We start from the raw sequence: 20,780 nt of genomic DNA on the forward strand, positions 1-20,780 counted from the left end.
CCTCTCCTGCGCCTTTGTGCCGCTACCAGTTATAGGCGGGTGGCAAATTCCCTTGCTCAAGCGAGCGGTAGCGGTCCCGTAAACGGGTTTGATGGCTCTCCAGTGACTGTTTGACACCATCGATGAAGACGCTGGCGGGCACGCTGTCGAGTTCCAGCGGATCGCCGTTCCAGATTATCACATCGCCCACAGCGCCGGGCTTCAGCACGCCCATCTTTCCGCCCATCCCGGCAATCTCGGCCGGCACCGAACTGATGGTGGCGAAGGCTTCGCCCCATGTCAGGCCGGAGGCACCCGGAATGCGGTTGAGGGCGACCAGATTGCCAGCTTCTTCGGGTGCCCAGCGAGGTTGGTTCATGCCCGAAAACTGGCCGATGGCGACTTTGACACCTGCATCGACCATCCGGCCGACATTGCTCTGGGTCGCTGCAAGCGTTTCGAAATGGGTCGGCAGATCGCTGAGCGGCATGGTCACTACGGGAACACCGGCAGCAGCAATATCCCGGGCCGCCATCCAGCCTTCGCTCGCGCCTACCAGCACCATACGGAGCTGCGGGAAATCCTGCCTGAGGGCGAGGGCGGAACGGATATCGGCGGCGCGTTCGACATGGATATAGAGCGTCTGCTCGCCAGCGACCACCGGCCCGAGCGCCGCAATATCGGCCGGTCCGACCTCAACATCTCCGCCTTCGATCTTGTCCGGTGCATCACCGGGCTGGCGGGCGCGCTCCAGCGCCTGATGCAGAATAGCATAAGCTGCTGCACGGCTGCCGCCCGCCAGACTGGCACCATCTTCGCCCAATTCGACATATTGTGACGCGCGCGGTTTCATCAGCGCATCGGGATCCTCACCCAGATCGATAATGGCACCCTGCCCGGCAAAGATCGAGCGCCCGGCAAAGGGTGTCACCGTGGCGCGGGTAACACCGCCGGCGCGGCTCACCGCAATATGTTCCGAACGTGGATTGATCGTCGGAGCGATATCGAGTGCGGCGCTGTAAGCGGCGTCATCGGCGGAAATATCATTGCTGTCGCTCACGCCGCTGACATCGACAATGCCCAGATCGGTCAGCGATGCCACGATGCCGGGTGTGACCCACATGCCCTGAGCATCCATGGCGGGGATATTGGCCGGCACTGCCACATTGGCGCCGGCTGCCACCACTTTCCCACCACGTACAACCACCGTTCCGTTCTCGATCGGATCGCTGCCATCGCCGATGACCAGCTTGGCATGGGTGATAGCGAGATCCTGTGCTGCCGCCGGAGGCACTGCGAAAAGCGAAGCGAGCGAAGCTGCCAGTGCGGCCCTGAGCATCCTGTGCCCGAATGTCATGCGAAAGCTCATTTCACATCTCCTTCACCGGGCTGGCCGAGTTCGAAATCGCTCACCGGGCGGCGTTTCGGATCGTCGGCATCATACATCAGCGCACCATCGATCCAGACCTTTTCGGGACGCGAATAGACTGAGAGCGGATCGCCGTTCCACAACACCAGATCGGCCATCTTGCCTTGCTTAAGGCTGCCGGTCTGGTCGGCAATGCCCATCGCCTTGGCGGGGTTATAGGTAAACCAGCTTACCACATCGGCATCGGGAATGGCGATTCCGATGCGCGCCCCGGCGGCCTGTGCCTTGGCTGCTGCCTGATTGAGTCTCTGAATGCCGTTTTCATCGTCCGAATGGATGATGACGCAGGCCCCTGCATTGGCGATCAGCGCAGCATTTTCCGGAATGGCATCGTAGGATTCCATTTTGAAACCGTACCAGTCGGCCCACACGGCCGAGCAGACATCGTTTTCGCGCAGCAGATCGGCGATTTTGTAGCTTTCCACCGCATGATGAAAGGCAGTGACCTTATAGCCGAATTCCTTCGCCATATCGAGCACCAGAGCCATTTCATCGGCGCGATAGCAGTGATTATGGACCAGAATCTCGCCATCGAGCACACCTTCGAGCGTTTCGAGGCCGAGATCCCGCTTGGTATGGTCGCCGGCGGCATATTCCTGCGCCGCAATCCAGTTTTCGCGATCCACGGCGAAATTGCCCATCCGGGTGGAGGGCATCTGGCCGCGGCTGCCATAGACCCGCTTGGGATTCTCGCCGCAGGCCATTTTGAGCCCATAGGGCGCACCGGGGAATTTCATCGCCTGCACCGTACGGGCCGGGACATTTTTGAGTGTGACCGAGCGACCGCCCATCAGATTGGCCGAACCGGGGAGGATTTGCAGACTCGTGACCCCGCCATTGACAAGCGCGCGCGAAAAGCCGGGGTCCTGCGGCCAGACCGAATGTTCGGCCCAGACTTCGGGTGTCGTGGGCGATGTTGCTTCATTGCCGTCGCTCAGTGCGGCGACTGAGGGTGATGGATAATCGCCGAGATGCGAATGCACGTCGATCACGCCGGGGGTCACGAATTTTCCTGTCCCGTCGATCCGCCGATAGCCCGCCGGAATGGCAAGGCCGGCAGGCCCGATGGCTTCCACTTTGCCATTGGCGAAGAGCACCGTACCATTATCGATCTCGCCGCCTTCGCCATCGTAAATCGTGGCGCCGACCAGCGCCGTGGGGCTGCCGGGATAGGCTTTATAAGTCGAGGCATAGGGGGCGGGTCTGTCCGCCTTTGCCGTTCTGGCGGTGGAAGGGGGGCTGCCGCTCGATGCCACGCCTCCATTCGCCGTGCTGCACCCGGCCAGAGCAAAGGCTGCTCCGGCGGCGATCATCAGACATCGCAGTTTCATATGCCCCCTTTCGGTCCCCTGTTTTCCATGCCTGCCCCGGCGCCGGTCAGGCGCGCGGGGTGTTTTCCGGATGGACCCCTGCTTCCTGCGCTTCGAGCCCGGCCTCGCTGTCTCCCAGCAATTCCTCGCTGTCGTCGCGCAGCGTGTCGAGATGCATCAGCTTCTTCACCAGCGGTGAAATGGCCAGCACCGCCACCCCGATTCCGATACCGTACCAGCCGACGGTGGTATAAACGCCCAGTACCAGCTCCTTGCCGGCTTCGGCGCTTTCCAGACCGTCTCCCCCGGCAGCGCGGGAAATCAGGCCGGCGGCGTAATTGCCGGTCGCCGAGGCGAAAAACCATGTGCCCATGATGAGCGAGGCCATATGCGCCGGCGCGAGCCGGTTCATGGCCGAAAGACCGACGGGGGAAAGCGACAATTCGCCAGTCGTGTGCAGCAGATAGATGAGGAAAATGAAGATCACCGGCACCGAATTGTCCATGCCTGCCGCCTGAGCACCCCAGACGAGCACGAGAAAGCCCAGCCCTACCTGAATCACGCCAAGACCGAATTTGAACGGGGCCGACGGTTCCCTGTTATGTCTGCCGAGTGCCGTCCAGATAGCGGCAAATACAGGCGCCAGCAGGAAAATATAGGCGGCATTGAGCGACTGGAACATCGAAGCGGGAACGCCCATCCGATCCACATAGCGATCGGTGAACAGGTTGAGCGAATTGCCCGCCTGTTCGAACAGAGCCCAGAAGACGATCGAGACAAAGATCAGGAACAAGGCGGCAAAAATCCGGTCCCGGTCATGGGCGGGCAGTTTTATGATGGAATAAAAGACAACGCCCAGAACCAGAATAGCGCCGAAGATACCGAGCAAGGTGCCCACGACATCCTGATTCTGCACCATCCACCAGCACAGCACCACGGCCAGAAGGCCGACCACATAAAGGCCCCATTCCTTGCCTTTGCTGAGCGGGGCCGGTGCTTCGCCGCGGCCGACCAGCAGCGGTTTACCCCAGATAAAGACGATCAGGCCAAGCAGCATGCCGACCCCGGCAGCGCCGAAACCATAGCTCCAGCCATATTCTTCACCCAGATAGCCGCAGAGCAGCGAGCCGAGGAAAGCGCCCAGATTGATGCCCATATAGAAAATCGTATAGGCCGGATCGCGGCGCGTGTCGGTGCGCGGATAAAGCTGGCCGACGATCACCGAAATATTGGCCTTGAGAAAGCCGGAGCCGACGATGATGAAAGCCAGCGCCAGCCAGAACATATTGAGCGCGAAGGCATCGTCACCCCCGCTGCCTTCGAAACCCATCAGGAAATGGCCGAAGGTCAGCAGGACAGCGCCATAGGCCACCGCCTTTCGCTGTCCGAGATAACGGTCGGCGAGATAGCCGCCGAGAACGGGGGTGATATAGACCAGCGCGGTATAGGCACCATAGATGACGCCCGCATCGCCATCGGAAAACAGCCAGTGCTTGGTGAGGTAGAAAATGAGCAGGGCGCGCATCCCGTAATAGGAAAAGCGCTCCCACATCTCGGCGAAGAAAAGAACAAACAACCCTTTGGGATGTCCGAGGAATGTTCCTCGCGCATCCCCGCTTTCCGCATATTGACTGGCCATCGACCCGCAGTCCCTTCAAAAATCGCAAAAGAGCGCCAACCCGCAATGTGCGGGGCGCTTCGATCATCATGCGATGCAGCCTAAAGAAAATGACACTCATGTGAAGCGGTTTTCGTTGCACAGGAAACGGCACCTCTGCCGGCCCCCGAGACTTGACCCGCATCGCTGTATTATGGCACTGCATCACTGTCATGAGCGATGCTGTCCGCCCTGTTTATCTCAAATTACGTGATCTTATCGCTGCGGCGATTATTGATGGGCATTACGGTGACGGGGATATGCTGCCGTCCGTGCGAGCTTTTGCTCAGCAGCAGGGCGCCAATCCTTTGACTGTGGCCAAAGCCTATCAGCAATTCCAGGCCGACGGTCTGGTGAAGGTGCAGCGCGGTGTGGGTATGTTCGTCACTCACGGTGCGGCCGAAAAGCTGCGTGCGGCTGAAAAGAAACGTTTTCTGGAAGAAGAATGGCCTGAGATTCGTTCGAGAATGCAACGATTGGGTATCGATACCCGGTCTTTGCTTTCCGATCAGCAGCTCCGCAGCACAAATTTGTAAGAAAATTTACAAAGGGAGATTGCGCGCAGGGCTTTGCTCTGGCAAGCGGCCTTCCGGGGTCGTGCCATGCTTTCGGCGGAAAGTATGGGGTATCTTGTCGCCAAATTCCCCGGTCGTGTATCTGAGACGGCCGGAACGGAGGACCTAGATGATCAGATCCGAACTGTTGCAGTCTCTTGCTGATGACAATCCCGAATTGCGCCCCGAAGAGATCGAGCAGGTCGTCGATATTTTTTTCGAGGAAATTTCCAGCCGTCTGGCCGAAGGTGGCCGGGTGGAGCTGCGCGGTTTCGGGGCATTTTCCACACGCCAGCGGGAAGGCCGCACCGGCCGCAATCCGCGTACCGGCGAATCCGTGGAAGTGCCGCCCAAACGCGTGCCTTATTTCAAGCCCGGCAAGGAAATGCGTGAGCGCCTGAACAGCGACTGATCGCGAACAGGTCAGCCTCCGGGCTATCGTTCATCGCCCATCCGGAAAGTTGGGGCGCTGCAAAAAGGCGCGGAAGGTCTTTTCCGCGCCTTTTCCTCCTGTGAAATGATCTGTCGTCAGAAATTGCGTCGCACACTGACCGACCAGGTGCGAGGCAAACCTGGCTGACCGGAGACCGTGCCCGAGCTGAGATGCTGATCGTACAGGGTGAGGAAGTAATATTTGTCGAAAATATTCTTCACTTCCAGCGCGACTTCCCATTCGTCACCGGGCGCCTTGAATGCCAGGCGGCCATTGGCGAGGAAATAGCTGTCGATCCGGTTCAGCACATCGTTGAGCGGTTCGGTGTAGATTTTCGACTGATAGCTGCCATCGAACCGTCCGGTAATAGTGCCCGCGTCCATTTCGTAGTCATATTGCACACCGAAACTATAGGTCCATTCGGGCGTGTAGGGTGTTACATTATCGAGCGGGACGCCTGAATTGCCGGTGTCCTTATATTCGAAATTGAGATAGCTCAGCGATCCGTCAAGCGTCAGCCCGTCTATCGGGAAGGCAGTCACTTCGGTTTCGAAGCCCTTTACATCCGCCTTGCCGATATTGGCCGGCAAGAGGCACGGGGCACCGGGGCAGGCGCTCAGTGTCAGGATAATATCGTCATATTTGTTGAAGAAGGCCGCTGAGTTCAGCCGCAGACGACGGTCGAACAGATCGGCCTTGAAGCCCACTTCATAGGTCGTGATCGTTTCCGGATCGAAGCTCTTGATCTGGTTACACGGTGCAATAACCCCGGCAGGCAGATCCTCGCATTCGCCCGTATCCGGTCCGAAATAAGGGCGCGGATTGACGCCGCCGCCTTTATAGCCGGTCGAAACCGACGCATAGGCGAGGAAAGCATCGGAGAAGCGATAATCGGTGACGATCCGATAATCCCAGCGTTTGCCTTTAAAGGTTTCGCTCGCATTGTTGAGACCCACCAGCAGACAATTCGGGTCATTGCCGAGCGATGTCGGGCTACCCAATGAAGGATTGCCGAAAAAGGCGCAGCCGCCCGGAATGGTGCCGTCAGGATTACTGCGGCGATAGGTATAGGTTTTCTTGTCACGCGAATACCGCACCCCGCCCGAGATAGTCCACATCGGGGTGAGATGCAGTGTGCCGTTGAGGAAAACCGCTTTGGATGTTGCCGGCGTATCGTCCGGGCCGTGAATAAAATCGAGCCCGGCATAATTAATGTCCACCCGCGCGGTCATCGATCCGTCCTGATCGAAATAGAACCCGCCCAGTGTGAAATCGAGCAGATCGTCGAACAGCGATCCGTTGAGTCGCAATTCCTGACTCCAGGATTCGAAGTCGAGCGCCTGACGCAATTGCTGGGATGGTACGGGTGAGCCGTCCACCGCCGTTACCCAGGTGGTGTCATAGCCGCGATAGGAGGAGATCGATTTGAGCTGGAACTGGTCGGACAAGGTCCAGTCGATTGTTCCCTGCACGCCCCAGCCATTGAAATGTTGAATCGGGTCGAAAGCGAGCGGCTTAAACGGCGCCTGACTGGTTGGATCACGGCTATCGAGGAAATCCTCATAGGTAATATAACCGGGATCGCGGCCTGAATTGCTCAGCCTGTCGCAGGAATAGGGCCCCGCAGGCACGAAGCGGCAATCATAGGGAACCGCCGTGCCATCTTTGCCGGTCAGGAAAGGAATACCGTCAGGCGTGGTATAGGGCGCTGTCGGGCTGACATAACGCAACACGCCTGCCCCCGAGGACGAGCGGTCATGCGTGTAGTCGGCCGAGACATTCACTTCGACATCCGGGTCGGGCAGCCAGCGCAGCGAAAGGCGGGCTCCCGAATAGGCGATATCGCCCAGCGTCCCGACTTTCTCGGTTGTGCCCGATCCCACCGGCACATTGGAATCGGGATGTGTCTTTCCGTAATCGAGCCGGGTGACATAGCCGTCGCGATGTTTGGTAGTGGCGGCAAGTCGTGCGAAGAGATTATCTGTCAGGCCGAAATCGGCAAAACCGCGTGCTTCGAGACGGTTATAGGACCCGTAAGTCGCCTGTATCATTCCGCGTCCGCTGCCATCGGGCTTGCGGGTGAACAGTTTGATGGCGCCGCCGATCGAGTTCTTGCCCGCCAGCGTACCCTGTGGCCCGCGGAGCACTTCGACCCGTTCAAGATCGGTCAGATCGAGCAGGGAGCCGGTCAGCGTCGGGAAATAGACATCGTCGATATAGACGCCCACACCCGGTTCGAGCGCATAGTTGAAATCGGTCTGGCCCACACCGCGAATAAAGGCGACCATGCCTGATCCGCTATACTGGCTTTGCTGCTTCAGCGTGACATTGGGCGCATTGCTGGCGACATCGGCCACATCGGTTTGCCCGCGCGCTTCGAGCATTTCGGCATTCACAGCCGTAATCGCGATGGGCGTGTCCTGCAGATTGGCCTCGCGAAATTCGGCAGTTACCACGATTTCCGTGTTGCGCGATCCGCTGGTCGTCTGACTCTGGTTTTCAGTCTCTGTGTCCTGGGCATAAACGGGCGCTGCCAGAGCAGTGGCCAGCGCGCAGCCCGACGCAATTGCCAAAAAGTGCATCCTCATATGTTCCTCCCACGGTCCTCCCCTCGAAGACTCGTTTTTACCCGTGCCGGCCTTGGGCCGGTCTGCGGGTTGCGCAGGAGAAGCGTTCACGTCCTGTTTTGCGTGGCCACCCCCTGTCAGGAACAATTAGTTACAACAGGACGATAACCAAGCAAGGTAAAAATTAGTATGCGATGCATACGATCCAGGATTTTAAAGAGGATTGTGTCGTTTTTTACTTTGCGCATGGAACGGAGGCTAAGCCAATATATCTCTGGTATTTGTCCGTATTTCAGCTTTGTGCCGGGTTGCTATTCCATCGCCGGAAGCAAGCGGTGCAGACACAGAATCGGTGAGAAAAATTTTGCCCTCTGGAAAGCTGCTTCACTCGCGGCTAAAGCCTGTCGCTCGAAAAGCGGGCGTGGCGGAATGGTAGACGCCGGGGACTTAAAATCCCCTGAGCTTTGCTCGTGCGGGTTCGAGTCCCGCCGCCCGCACCATTCGGATTTTCCTTCCATGTGTTTGAGCGTTCTGCCGGCGCGGCAAGCGCATACAGTGTCGCAGTCGATCCTTTCATATGCGCCCTAATTTCAAAACTATCGGCTTTTTGCCCGGCTTAAATGGCGCGTAGGTCGTTCTTTTCACGTGTCTTTAGCGATCGTTAAGTAGATTTACATATAGTGCCTGAATGGAAGGTCTGTTCCAGCCTCTGGAACGGCATTGACAGTCTATGAGGCGTGCCGTGAGAAACGTGCCGAATGATTTCAAAGCGAATATCGGTGCGGAAGCCGAAATGCGCCTTGCACCGCGTTTCACGCCTCTGATCCGCACTGCCAAATTGGCTCTCGATTCCGGGGAATTTCTCTGTGTGGTACGCGATGTGTCCGCCACCGGGGTAAGCTTGCGTGTGTTTCACACGCTTCCCGACAGTGAACGGATTGTTCTGGAACTGCCCAACGGAGATCGGTTTCCGCTGGAGCCGGTCTGGTGTGTAGATGACCGGGCGGGCTTTCGTTTTCCCGAAACTATCGACGTTGACCGGGTGGTGGCGGGGCACCGGCTGCACGGGCCGGAAGTGCGACCGCACCGGCCGCTGCGGATCAATCTGGATGCACGCGGCCTGGTGGCGCGGGGCAACCTGATGAGCCGGATCAGGCTGGTCAATATCTCACAGCAGGGCGCGCGCATTACTTGTGAGGATTTTCTCGCCATCGATGAAGAACTGGTGCTGCATCTCGATCATATTCCCGAACTGAAATGCACGGTACGCTGGCGGCAGGATTCCGATTACGGCCTGTCTTTCGGGCGCATATTGCCCTTTGCCGAACTGGCCGGCATTCTCGCTGCCATTAATGGTCAGGGACAATTGCTGCCGATCCGGCCACAGCAAGGCCATATTCCCGGCTGAATCTACACCTTTCGCCATAGATGCGGCCGGAGGGTCAGGCCGGGCGGAAATCCATCGCCGCCCCGTTCATGCAATAGCGCTTGCCGGTCGGTCTGGGGCCGTCACTAAAAACATGGCCGAGATGCCCGCCGCAATCGGCACAATGCACTGCGGTACGCGGATAGCCGAGCTTGTAATCGCGTGATGTGCCGATGGCGCCCGGCAATGGCTTCCAGAAGCTGGGCCATCCGGTGCCGCTGTCATATTTTGTGCGGGAGGAATACAGTTCGTTCCCGCAACCGGCACACAGAAAAGTGCCTTTGCGTTTTTCCGTGTTGAGCGGCGAACTATGCGCCCTTTCGGTGCCGCCTTTGCGCAGGATGCGATATTCCTCTGCGGTCAGCCGGGCCTTCCATTGGGAATCGGTCAGCGACACCGGATAATGGCGCGCTTCGGCCTTGCTGCCGCAGGCGGCGAGCGCTGTATAACAGCATCCTGCGCCCAGCCAGGCCAGAGCCCGGCGCCGATCGGATGAAATCCTTCGCATTACATGGAATTTACGCCCGGTTTGCCGAACCGTTCCTGAATAGCGATGGTCCGAAAGTGCAGCCTATATCCGTCAGAGCATTTCCTTGAGCGGCGTTTCGCTATCCATCAGCCGTTCGGGATCGATCGCAGCGCGGGCTTCGATCAGCTTGCGGCCCTGAACATAATCTCTGGTGTTGTTCACCGCATCGATGGCGATCACTTTACCATCGCGCAGATAAAGTACCGAGAATTTGCGGGTTTCGGGGTCACCGCGCAGCACGGTTGTATCATGATCGAAATGCAGGCCGGCGGTTTGCAGTTTCAGATCATATTGATTGGACCAGAACCAGGGCAACGCCTTATAGGCTTCGGATTTGCCGACAATATCCTTAGCCGCGGTGGTGGCCATATCATTGGCATTCTGAACCGATTCCAGACGGATTACCGCACCATGGGCATAGGCATTGCCATGGGCTGCACAATCGCCGATCGCATAGACATCGGGCAGGCTGGTGCGGCAATATTCGTCCACATCCACGCCATTGGCGCCCGCTGCGCCTGCAGCAATAAGCGGGCCGACAGCCGGTACGATGCCGATCCCGACAATCACCATGTCGCACGGCAGTACGCTGCCGTCATGCATGCGCACACCGCTCACAGAGTCGCCGTCTCCTTCGAGGCAATCGACCTTCGCTTCGAGACGGATATCGACACCGTGATCGCGATGTTCCTTCTCATAGAAGCGTGACAAATCTTCCCCTGCAACACGGGCCAGTACTCGGTCCTGCGCTTCGAGCAGTGTCACCGCACAGCCAAGTTTGGTCATCACGGCGGCGGCCTCAAGACCGATATACCCTCCGCCGATCACGATGACTTTGCGTGCGCCGGCATCGAGTTCCGTCATGATCCGGTCCACATCGGGCTTGTTGCGAACCGAATGGACACCGGCGAGATTGGTCCCCGAACAGGAAAGCGGCCTGGGATCACCGCCCGCCGCCCAGATCAGCTTGTCATAATGGACTGTTTCGCCATTACTCAGTTCCAGCTCATGCGCTTTTGGATCGATCTGCGTGACAGCGGTTCCGAGCTGGAGATCGATCGCTTTATCGCCCCAGAAGGTCTCCGGCCGGATCATAATGCGCTCGAACGGCTTGTCCCGGGCAAGATAATCCTTGGACAAAGGCGGCCGTTCATAGGGCGGATTATGCTCCCGCCCGATAAGAAGAATCCGGCCTTCGAAGCCTTGTTGCCTCAGGGCGATGGCGGCTTGTGCGCCGCCATGACCCGCTCCCACGATTGCCACGTTTGTTTCTATCATGGGCAGTGCTTCCTAAGAATAACCGGTCAGGTCAAGTGCATCCTTATCATCGTTTCATCGCTGCAAGAGATTGCGCGCCTGTGTCGCAATCTGCGCGAGCATTGACGGGGCAACCGTGGCGGCTGATTGTGCCCGGGCGATCACATTACGGAAGCGCCGCAATGCTGCAGCATGATTATCGGCCCATTGCGACAGGGCTTCACCGGCATGGCTTTCAAGATCGTGCCGTTTGGCGAAATGGCACAGGAAGTCGAACCGCATCTGTTGGAAATCACGGGCGAGCCCGGCGACCAGCAGCCGCTCCCAGGGATCGGACGGATCCATCACCGCAGCGCGTGACTGGGCCCAGTCGATACCCATGCGCTGCCCCAGATCAACAAAGGCATCAGCCAGGCAAACGGCGGAAACGCCGGTATCCATGGCCAGTCGCGAAATGCCGATCGCACCGTCCATTTTGTACAGCCGGACAATGTCGAGGGCAAAACTTTCAGGCGCTCCGGCGTCGAGCATCTCATCGATCATGCGCTGGGCATGGATGCGCCCTTCATCGGCCAGCAGCCCATCCACTTCTCCGCGCAGCCGGTCGACATTGTCCTGCAGACTTTCGATCAGCGGACCGACCGCAATATCGCCGCCAGTGGCTCGCAGCAGATCGGCGACATGGCCGCGCAGCGCCTGTGCTGCCCGGTCGAATAGCATCAGCCGAGCCGTTTCAGGCATGTCGGCCCGTTCCAGTGCGCTCCAGCTTTCCTCCAGCCTGAGCAGGCGAGTAGCGGCACAGAAGGCCGCGGCGACCTGATCGAGGCTGGCTCCCTCTTCCTCCGCCAGCTCGAAGGGATGGACCGGCCCCATGCGGTTGATGATCCGGTTGGCGATCACCGTTGCGACGATTTCCTTGCGCAGCGGATGATCGAGAATCTGCTGGCGATATGTTTCGCGCATCGCTTCCGGGAAATCCGCCAGCAATAGCGGTATTAGCGCATCGTCACGTCCCAGTTCACACTCTTCGATGGAGGCCTGCATCACCAGCTTGGTGTTGGACAGCAATACTGCGAGTTCGGGGCGGGTAAGTCCATGGCCATCCCCGGCCCGGCGGGCGAGGCTTTCATCATCGGCGAGACCTTCGGTCCGGCGGTCAAGCTCACCAATATCTTCGAGCGTTTCGATCAGCCGCGTCTGGGCCGGTACTGCGCGAGACCCGCCTATTTCGGCAATCGAAAGAGCCAGCGCCTGCAACCGATTATCTTCCAGCACGAGATCGGAGACTTCATCGGTCATGCTGGCAAGCAGCCTATTGCGCTGTTCCTTGTCGAGCAGCCCTGCCCGTACAGCGGAAGCCAGGGCGATTTTGATATTCACTTCATTATCGGAGCAGTCGACACCGGCCGAATTGTCGATGAAATCGGTGTTGATGCGGCCGCCGCGAAGAGCAAATTCGATGCGCCCTGCTTGCGTCACGCCCAGATTGGCGCCTTCGCCGATCACTTTCACACGCATATCGCGGGCATCGACGCGCAGACTGTCATTGGTGGGATCGCCCACCTGAACATTATTCTCCCGCTCGGCCTTGATATAGGTGCCGATCCCGCCGAACCACAGCAGATCGACCTCCGCCTTGAGAATGGTGGAAATCAGCGTGTCGGGATCGAGTTCGTTTTCACTGATGCCCAGCAGGCTGCGAATCTCGTCCGAAAGCGGTATGCGCTTCATGCTGCGTGGGAAGATACCTCCACCTTCGGACAGCAGGTCTTCATTATAATCGGCCCAGCTCGAACGCGGAAGGTCGAACAGGCGTTTGCGTTCTTCCCAGGCACTTGCCGGATCGGGATCGGGGTCGAGAAAAATATGCCGATGGTCGAAAGCCGCGACGAGTTTGATCGCTTTGGACAGCAACATGCCATTGCCGAATACATCGCCCGACATATCGCCGCAGCCGATTACACGCACAGGATCTTGCTGCACATCCACGCCCATTTCAAGGAAATGGCGCTGTACCGAGATCCATCCGCCTTTGGCGGTGATGCCCATGGCCTTGTGATCGTAGCCATTGGAACCGCCACTGGCGAAGGCATCGTCCAGCCAGAAATCCTCGCTTTCGGCAATCCCGTTGGCCACATCTGAGAAACGTGCGGTTCCTTTATCGGCCGCGACCACGAAATAGGGATCTTCCCCATCATGGATCACCACCTGATCGGGATGTGTCACCGTGTCATCGACAATATTATCGGTTATGGACAGCAATGTGCGAATGAAGATTTCATAAGAGGCCTGCCCTTCGGCGGCCCAGCCTTCGCGGTCGAGCGCGGGATCGGGCAAACGTTTGGGATAGAAACCGCCTTTGGCCCCGGTGGGTACGATCACCGCATTCTTCACGCGCTGCGCTTTCATCAGGCCGAGAATTTCCGTGCGGAAATCGTCGCGCCGGTCTGACCAGCGCAGCCCGCCGCGGGCGACGGCGCCAGCTCGCAGATGGATGCCTTCGACACGGCGTGAATAGACGAAGATTTCCCGCCAGGGGACAGGTTTCGGCAGGCCGGGTACTTGCGAGGAATCGAATTTGAAGGCCAATGCTTCCTGTGCGGCTGGCGCAAAGGCATTAGTACGCAGACTTGCGCTTATAGAGGCCCAGTAAAGCCGCAGCAAACGGTCATCATTGATGGCTGCGACGTTGGACAGGCCATCGCGAATGGTCTCTTCAGCATCTTTGGCTGCCTGCTCGCGATCTCCGGTGAAGGCGGGATCGTGGCGGGTGCGGAACAGGGTGATAAGGCCGCGGGTCACGTCCGGGGCGCCGCGCAGCGCATCGACCACCGTGTAGATCGTGAAACTGGTGCCGCACTGGCGCAGATAGCGATAGAAGGCGCGCAGCCAGTTGCTTTCCTCCGCAGTAAGCGCTGTACCCACCACCAGCCGGTTGAACACGTCATTCTCGGCGAAATTATTGAGCACAGCCGTGATCGCATTCTCAATCGTATCGGCCCGTTTCATCAGCTCGTCGGCATCGTCACCGGGCAGCAGGCCGAGCTTGAAATCATGCACCGTGCCAATCTGCCCGTGATCGAGCTCGGTGGGTATCTCCGCCAATACGCGGAAACCGAAATTCTCCAGCGCGGGCACCGCATCGGACAGGGGCAGCCAGCCGCCGAGCTGATAGACTTTGAGCCGCAAATCGGCTTCCGGATCACCTGCCATGCGATAGAGCCGCGCATCACGACCTTCCGGGCAATTGACTTCATCGCTGGTCAGACGGCGAATGCGCTCAATATCCTGAGCCGCTTCTTTCGCGCCGTAATCGGTACGATAGGACGGGGGGAAGGCATCGGCATAGCGTGCCGCCAGCGCAGCAGCCCGGCCTGGCACTTCACCATCGGTCAGCTCATGCTCGACCGCTTCGCTCCAGCCGCGCAGCATGTCCTGCAAACGTGCATTGATCGCGGTTTCATCGGGGGTGCCGACCCGGCCACGAAAATCGAGGACATAGCGCAGCATTACCAGATTGCCGCCTTCCACCGCCATGCTCCAGTCGAGCGTGGTGGCGCCGGTTTCTTCTTCGAGCATATGCTCGATCTGCTGCCGCATGGCGGTGGAGAGCATGTCGCGCGGAAACCAGACAAACCCAAAGAGATGACGCTGCAACGGTGCGGCGATCAGGGTGAGGCGCGGACGGGGGCGGTCCGACAGGCTCATCATCAGTGTGGCGACGCGGGCGATGTCCTCATCCGAAAAACCGATAATAATATCATGCGGCAGTTTGGTCAGGGCATTAATCAGAGATTTGCCGTCATGGCTCGCCTGCTGAAGGTGCAGCGTATCCATGATGGTGGAAAATTGCCGGCGCAGCCGCGGCACTTCATCGGGTGCAGTGCCCAGTGCCGAACTGGTCCAGACCCCGGCATGGATGGAAATGGCATTTACTTCGCCATTCTCGATCATCGGAGTGATGAACAGATCGAGCGGCACGCGGCGATGAACCTGCGAAATATGGTTAGCCTTGACGATCAGCAATTGCTTGCTGTGCTGCTCACCATCGGCCTTCAGGCGTTCGTCAAACCAGGCGATAGCCGCATTGCACGCCCTATCGGCCAGCAACTCACGCGCGCTTTCGCGGCAAATGCCCCGTTCCACCACCTGTTCACCGGCGCGGTTGCGTACGATATGGCCGAGATGCGTCATCATCCCTTCGCCGAGCCAGCGGAGCAGCGCTGCATCTTCGCGATCTTCCAGCGTGTCGGCATCCCTGAACAGGCATGCCTTCATATCCGGCCAGTCGCTGACTGCGGCACAGACATCCTTCAGCGTGATGTCGAGCGCTTTGTCCAGCTCACGCCGCTGACGGGCGTCGAGCCGGCCGGTTTCGAGATAGACCATCGATTCGCGGTCTGTCGCATTGGTCGCCTCATGTGTGGCAATGCCAATCAGGCGGCCTTCATTATCACGTTCAACCGGAACGATCGGGTGGACCAGCCGGTCGATCGGTACATCGAATTCGGAAATCGTGGCAGCGATGGAATCGACCAGAAACGGCATGTCCCGATTGATGCAGGCAATGCGCATGAATCGCCTGTCTCCGGTGGTTGACTGAATCAGCACCACCGGTTCGCCGCTTTTCCGTGTTGCGGCAGCTTCGAGCAAAAAGCGGGCCGCGTCTTCGATCTCGTCTTCGGGAAGGCCTTTTTCATCGGGCAGCAGAGAAGCCTCGATCCTCTGGACAAGCTGCCGGGTTAGTGCCTGACTTGCCTGCGTTTCCTCATCGAGCGTCTCACGTGCCATATATCTTCGTCCTTCTTCGATCCGTAAGGGATCAATCCGGGGCAGCCCCGCATGTTCCGGCGCTTATACGATAGGCGAGAATAATTCTTGTGCCGGGCTTTCTGATTATTGCTTAGACTGATTTACCCGGGTTTCAATCGGGGAAAACCTGCTTTCTTTTTATGATCCCATAGCCTGCATGATGAGGCGCAGGGATTTTTCGCGCGCCGCGGGATCGTAGGTTGCGCCTGACAGGATAAGTTCGTCGGCACCGGTCCGTTCGACAAAGCGGCTGATACTGTCGCGCACCGTATCGGGGGAGCCGACCGCGCGGGCGACATCCATCCGTTCCAGCATGGCGCGCTGCATCATAGGCAGTGTATCGCGATAGCCAGGAACGGGTGGGGGCAATTTACCCGGATCGCCGGTGCGCAAGCGGACAAAAGACTGGTCTTGCGATGTTGCGAGGTCGAAAGCTTCCTGATCGCTATCTGCAGCGATTGCGGTCATCGCGGCCATTACATGCGGCGTGTCGAGATAGGGCGATGGTTCGAAGCGTTCCCGATAGACACGCAGCGCTTCATCCAGATGGTCGGGTGCGAAATGGCTGGCGAAGGCATAGGGCATGCCCAGTTTCGCTGCGAGCTGCGCACCGAAAAGGCTGGAGCCGAGCATCCACATTTCGATATCGGCACCGAATCCGGGCGTCGCTTTGATCGGCAAATCGACATCGCCGGTGAACAGCGCGCGCAGTTCCACCACATCACTGGGGAAATTGTCGGCCGCAGCCATCAGATCCTTGCGCAGCGCCTGAGCAATTCTGCCCCCGGCGCCGGGGGCGCGGCCAAGACCGAGATCGACCCGCCCCGGGAACAGTGCCTCCAGCGTGCCGAATTGCTCGGCAATCACGAAAGGATTGTGATTGGGCAACATGATTCCGCCCGAGCCAATGCGGATCGTGCTGGTGCAATGGCCGATATGCGAGATGGCGAGGGATGTAGCACCGCCGGCAATACCCTCTGTCGCGTGGTGTTCGGCTATCCAATAGCGCTTATAACCGTTTTCCTCGGCCACTTTGGCCAGCTTGCCTGCTGCGTCGAAGGCTTGCGAAATCGTGCTTCCTTCGCGAACCGGAATAAGATCGAGTACGGAAAGCGGGATCATGGCTGATCCTCCTCTTGCAACTGGGCGAGATAGGCTTTGGCATTGGCGGCTTCGGTACTGTCTGCCGGGGCCAGGTCGAGCACCGCCTGCCAGTTCTTGCGGGCGGTTTCATCATCCCCTGAAAGGACTGCGATCAGTCCGGCTTCCAGCGCAACCTCAGGATCTTGCGGGGCGAGGCCGCCGGCTGTGCGGATATGGTCTGCGGCTTCGCTCAGCTTATCCTGCCGTCGTTCCAGCGTGGCCAGCAAAAGCCAGCCGCGCGGGTTTTGCGGAGCATCGGTAATCGCCTTTTGCAGCGCAGCTTCGGCATCGTCTTCACGTTTCAGAAGGACGAGTGCGCGGGCGCGATCAGCGGATAATCCTCCGGCAAGTGGCGTGTCCTGAGCAGATTCGGCCTCGGCCATAGCCAGATCGAAATCGTGGAGCGCATCCTCAGCCCGATTGTCGGCCAGTGCGGCATTGCCTGCCATGCCTGCCAGCCGGGCACGATCCGTATGATCGCTTTCCTTTCTGGCGGATCGGGCCGCGAGAAAGCTTTGTTCAGCCGCTTCCCAGCGTAACAGACTGACATAGGCCATGCCGAGGCATTGCTGTGGCAGGGCACGTTCGGTGCCATGCGCTTCGCTAAGCCAGCTGGAGGCGTTTACCATGGCCGTGGTCGGATCGCGGCGAGCCTTTTCGAGACACAGGCCAAGTCGGTCCTGTTCGATCGTGGAACGGGATGATCCGGCTCGCCGCGGATTCTGCCTTGTGGTTTCATCGCGTCCGATCCCCTGAGGCAGGGGCGCGTCGGACGCTCCGGGGACACCGCCCGTGGCCGTCTGCATCAGCATGAGCGGGGCGATGAGTGAAATGGGAAGGGAAAAGGGCATGGGGAGGCGGGCCTATTCGATCAGGGACTGAACCACCCGCAGCAGCAAGGCAATGTCTCCCTCGCGCGAGAGGCGGTGGTCCCCTCCCTTGATGAGTGTCACCTGCACATCTTCTGAATACAGCTTGTCTGCCAGATCGAGAGAAATGCGCGGGGGCACTTCGCTATCGGCCCGGCTGTGCAACAGGCGCACCGGGCAGGCGAGCGGAATTGTGTCTGTCAGTTGCTTGTTCGCCTCGCCATCGGCCCAGAATTTTGCATGGGTCGGGGTGGGCTCAGGGCCATAGGGATTATGACGTAGCAGGGTTTCACCCCCGGCAAGCCTGGCACGTTCGGCTTCATCATAACCCCAGCTGGTGAAATCGGGTGCGGCGGCGATCCCGACCATTGCATGCAGTCGGTTCCCCAAAGCGCGTGCTACCATCAGCATCAGCCAGCCGCCCATGGAAGAACCGACCAGCAAAACCGGATGCGACAAGTAGCTCCCGATCAGTGACATAACCTCGTCACGCCAGATGGAAAGCGCGCCATCGGCAAAGTCTCCCGAACTTTGTCCGCACCCCGAATAGTCGAGCAGCAGGGCTTCGCGGCCCTGCTCCTGCGCCCAGGCAAACAGGGTCGTCGCCTTGGTGCCGTCCATATCGGACATATAGCCGGGCAGAAAAACCAGCGCCGGGCCTGTGCCGGGCGTGTGACGAAAAGCGATGCGACGCCCGTCGGGCAGATCGTGAAACTGTGTCTCGGCCATAGAGGCGAAGATGGGGGCTGACCGGGAACAGGACAAGAGAAACCGTGGGGCGGGCACCATGCGCGGTTTCGTTCAGGCTGAAGTCTTCTCTAGAAAAGCCTCGACCAGATCGCGCGTCTGTACGGGGTGATCGAGCATGATAAAGTGATGGCTGTTTTGCACTTCTATCAGCCTGGCTTGCGGCAAACCGTCATAGGCACGCGTCCAGGAAGCGATGAAGCTGTCACGCAGGCCTGTGTCCGAATCTGTGGCGTATAAAACGGTGACCGGCACGGTGATGTCCTTGAGACGGGGACGCCAGTCGGTTGTCATCACTTCATACATCGCCTGCGCATCCACGCGTGTGTCGGAGCGGTCCATCCACCGGCTTATCTGACAGACATGGCGAGGGTCACTGGTCGAGCTGCCGGGTGCATCGGGGCTTGCTTCGGTCTTTTCCGGACAGTTCGCACTCAGATCGGGTTTGCGATCCGGTTCGCTCAGTAAAGTATCGCGCAGCCGGGCAGCATAGTCGCGCATCGTGTCTTTATCGGCGCCCGGTTTCAGCAAAGAGGGGTAGAAGGGAGCCCCATCCACAGCCATGATACGGCTGGGCAGATCAGGATGATTGGCGCCCACCATTAGGGCGAGTAACCCGCCCATCGAATGGCCGACCAAAGCGGGTGATTGCAGATTATGATCCACGATATAGCGTGCCAGATCTTCACTGATTGGGCCGAGCAATTCGCCCGAAGCGTTGGGGCCCGCCGGTTCGCCAAAGCCTTTTATCTGGATCAGATGGAAACGATAATGTGATTTCAGCTCTTCGGCGAGCGGTTGCCAGGCATCGCGTGGTGTGGCGAGGCCGGGAATTAGCACTACATCCGGTCCGGAGCCCGTCACTTCCACGCTGAAACGTCCGGCATCGATAACAGGTCTGTCTGCAGATTGCGCAGCGCTGTCTTGTGCGAAAGCAGATTTCGCAGGGTACAGGGCAAAAATCGCTAATGCGCATAAGGCAAGACGGAAGAAAATCATAGCGGACGGTCTCCGGCACGGGGGCGCGTGCGTCAATCGCGCAGGAATATGGCTTCGATGGGCAGTTCGAAAATATCGGCGATGCGGAAAGCGAGCGGAAGAGACGGGTCATATTTACCCGTTTCGATGGCGTTGACGCTCTGGCGCGATACGCCGATCCGCTCGGCCAGCGCCTGCTGGCTCCAGCTTTTCTCGGCCCGCAGAACCCTGAGGCGGTTTTTCATGCGCCGCTTATCCGATTCCATATCTGACCGACGGCGAGTCCTAAGCACCAGATCGGGAAGATCATGAAAACGGGTAATTTCGGAACGTCGGTATAGAGTTCGAGCAGACCCCATACGCTGGCAATGGCAAGAGCGAAACCGGTCGCAACGAGGAATTTCCGCACTTCGAGCATCCGCAGATATTCGTCATCCAGGTCGACCAGCAGGCTGCCCATGGCCCAGATCCAGCCGACCACGGCAAGACCGGGCAGGAGTGCAAGCGCAATAGTGGCCGGGCTGGCGGCTGCGTCATCAGGGATGAACAAAGACGCCAGCATGATAGCGGCAATATAAAACACTGTCAGCGGAATGAAGCGCTTTGTGTAGCGACGATAGGCCGGACTGGAGCGAGGCAGACAAGTCATGAGCAGGCCCCTTGCTTGCGGCGGAACAGACATGGCCTGGGAAAAGATGTGACGGCCGGTGCGCCAAAAATGATGAACATGATCTGCGCGGTGAAATCGCCAACCCATCCCGACATATTGGCCACAGCAAGCAAAAGGAGGGCTGTTGCCCAGCCGCAAGACTTCGTGAGCAGTGGCATTGGTCAAGCTCCCTTGTTAATATGTAAAGCAACATTGACTATATGGTCAGTCCTGTCAAGTGTCATGGACATTTTCTCGATAGGATGCGCGAAAATGGGGCTTTCGTCATCTCGTGAGATGGGGGCGGCAAAGAATGGTGACTTGTCGGGAAAGTGTTGCTAAAGGCCCGTTCATGGCTCCGATGCTGACCATCACGACGACTACCACCACCCGGTTCCCCCGGGGGCGGTCGGTCGCGATCTAGTCGCTGCCATCGCTGCC

17 protein-coding genes and 1 tRNA gene are annotated in these 20,780 nt (G+C 58.8%); 4 read left to right on the forward strand and 14 right to left on the reverse strand.

Going from position 1 to position 20,780, the window contains the following annotated elements; genetic code table 11:
* Positions 1 to 22 precede the first annotated feature (22 nt).
* From D6851_RS04440 to D6851_RS04450, 3 genes are read right to left on the reverse strand one after another with little or no spacing between them, the layout of a single operon-like run.
* On the reverse strand, positions 23 to 1,348 hold the full coding sequence (locus tag D6851_RS04440) for an amidohydrolase family protein (RefSeq protein WP_420797088.1): 1,326 nt from the start codon (positions 1,346 to 1,348) through the stop codon (positions 23 to 25).
* Entirely contained in the window at positions 1,345 to 2,739 is a 1,395-nt protein-coding gene (locus tag D6851_RS04445; protein WP_183029987.1) for an amidohydrolase, read from the reverse strand. Before D6851_RS04445 ends, D6851_RS04440 begins: the two co-directional genes overlap by 4 nt.
* Before the next feature lie 46 nt (positions 2,740 to 2,785).
* Entirely contained in the window at positions 2,786 to 4,357 is a 1,572-nt protein-coding gene (locus tag D6851_RS04450) for a peptide MFS transporter (RefSeq protein WP_120323678.1), read from the reverse strand.
* Positions 4,358 to 4,548: 191 nt separating this feature from the next.
* On the opposite strand from D6851_RS04450, the gene D6851_RS04455 reads away from it, so the two are divergent.
* On the forward strand, positions 4,549 to 4,911 hold the full coding sequence (locus tag D6851_RS04455; protein ID WP_120323679.1) for a GntR family transcriptional regulator: 363 nt from the start codon (positions 4,549 to 4,551) through the stop codon (positions 4,909 to 4,911).
* A gap of 148 nt (positions 4,912 to 5,059) precedes the next feature.
* Positions 5,060 to 5,341 carry an integration host factor subunit beta gene (locus D6851_RS04460; protein ID WP_120323680.1) on the forward strand — a complete coding sequence of 94 codons (282 nt, stop codon included), beginning with the start codon at positions 5,060 to 5,062 and terminating at the stop codon, positions 5,339 to 5,341.
* 116 nt (positions 5,342 to 5,457) lie between these two features.
* Here D6851_RS04460 and D6851_RS04465 read toward each other — a convergent pair whose 3' ends face one another.
* A complete protein-coding gene (locus D6851_RS04465) occupies positions 5,458 to 7,944 on the reverse strand; it encodes a TonB-dependent receptor (RefSeq protein ID WP_120323681.1) in 2,487 nt (828 codons plus the stop codon).
* Positions 7,945 to 8,344: 400 nt separating this feature from the next.
* On the opposite strand from D6851_RS04465, the gene D6851_RS04470 reads away from it, so the two are divergent.
* Positions 8,345 to 8,429 (forward strand) — tRNA-Leu (locus D6851_RS04470).
* 242 nt (positions 8,430 to 8,671) lie between these two features.
* Positions 8,672 to 9,337, forward strand: a complete 666-nt coding sequence (locus D6851_RS04475; RefSeq protein ID WP_183029988.1) for a PilZ domain-containing protein — start codon at positions 8,672 to 8,674, stop codon at positions 9,335 to 9,337.
* Between the two features lie 34 nt (positions 9,338 to 9,371).
* Here D6851_RS04475 and msrB read toward each other — a convergent pair whose 3' ends face one another.
* The 10 genes from msrB to D6851_RS17540 form a co-directional block, all read right to left on the reverse strand.
* Positions 9,372 to 9,863: a peptide-methionine (R)-S-oxide reductase MsrB gene (msrB, locus tag D6851_RS04480; RefSeq protein WP_120323683.1), complete on the reverse strand. Its 492-nt coding sequence runs from the start codon at positions 9,861 to 9,863 to the stop codon at positions 9,372 to 9,374.
* A 72-nt stretch (positions 9,864 to 9,935) separates the two neighbouring features.
* Positions 9,936 to 11,162 carry an NAD(P)/FAD-dependent oxidoreductase gene (locus D6851_RS04485; RefSeq protein ID WP_120323684.1) on the reverse strand — a complete coding sequence of 409 codons (1,227 nt, stop codon included), beginning with the start codon at positions 11,160 to 11,162 and terminating at the stop codon, positions 9,936 to 9,938.
* A gap of 54 nt (positions 11,163 to 11,216) precedes the next feature.
* Positions 11,217 to 15,932 carry an NAD-glutamate dehydrogenase gene (locus tag D6851_RS04490; protein ID WP_120323685.1) on the reverse strand — a complete coding sequence of 1,572 codons (4,716 nt, stop codon included), beginning with the start codon at positions 15,930 to 15,932 and terminating at the stop codon, positions 11,217 to 11,219.
* A gap of 159 nt (positions 15,933 to 16,091) precedes the next feature.
* The gene (locus tag D6851_RS04495; RefSeq protein ID WP_120323686.1) at positions 16,092 to 17,075 is read right to left on the reverse strand and encodes an LLM class flavin-dependent oxidoreductase; all 984 of its coding nucleotides are present in this window, start codon (positions 17,073 to 17,075) and stop codon (positions 16,092 to 16,094) included.
* Positions 17,072 to 17,947: a tetratricopeptide repeat protein gene (locus D6851_RS04500; RefSeq protein ID WP_120323687.1), complete on the reverse strand. Its 876-nt coding sequence runs from the start codon at positions 17,945 to 17,947 to the stop codon at positions 17,072 to 17,074. Before D6851_RS04500 ends, D6851_RS04495 begins: the two co-directional genes overlap by 4 nt.
* A gap of 12 nt (positions 17,948 to 17,959) precedes the next feature.
* The gene (locus D6851_RS04505) at positions 17,960 to 18,694 is read right to left on the reverse strand and encodes an alpha/beta fold hydrolase (protein WP_120323688.1); all 735 of its coding nucleotides are present in this window, start codon (positions 18,692 to 18,694) and stop codon (positions 17,960 to 17,962) included.
* Positions 18,695 to 18,766: 72 nt separating this feature from the next.
* Positions 18,767 to 19,711 (reverse strand): alpha/beta fold hydrolase, encoded by a 945-nt coding sequence (locus D6851_RS04510; protein ID WP_120323689.1) that lies wholly within the window; start codon positions 19,709 to 19,711, stop codon positions 18,767 to 18,769.
* A gap of 32 nt (positions 19,712 to 19,743) precedes the next feature.
* A complete protein-coding gene (locus tag D6851_RS04515; protein WP_120323690.1) occupies positions 19,744 to 19,935 on the reverse strand; it encodes a helix-turn-helix transcriptional regulator in 192 nt (63 codons plus the stop codon).
* A complete protein-coding gene (locus D6851_RS04520; RefSeq protein WP_120323959.1) occupies positions 19,932 to 20,339 on the reverse strand; it encodes a hypothetical protein in 408 nt (135 codons plus the stop codon). The genes D6851_RS04515 and D6851_RS04520 overlap by 4 nt, the downstream gene beginning before the upstream one ends.
* Complete coding sequence (locus tag D6851_RS17540; RefSeq protein WP_147395432.1) at positions 20,336 to 20,518, reverse strand: hypothetical protein; 183 nt, start codon at positions 20,516 to 20,518, stop codon at positions 20,336 to 20,338. Before D6851_RS17540 ends, D6851_RS04520 begins: the two co-directional genes overlap by 4 nt.
* Positions 20,519 to 20,780: the final 262 nt, after the last annotated feature.

The organism is Altericroceibacterium spongiae, from assembly GCF_003610805.1.
Taxonomy (GTDB): Bacteria; Pseudomonadota; Alphaproteobacteria; order Sphingomonadales; family Sphingomonadaceae; genus Altericroceibacterium; species Altericroceibacterium spongiae.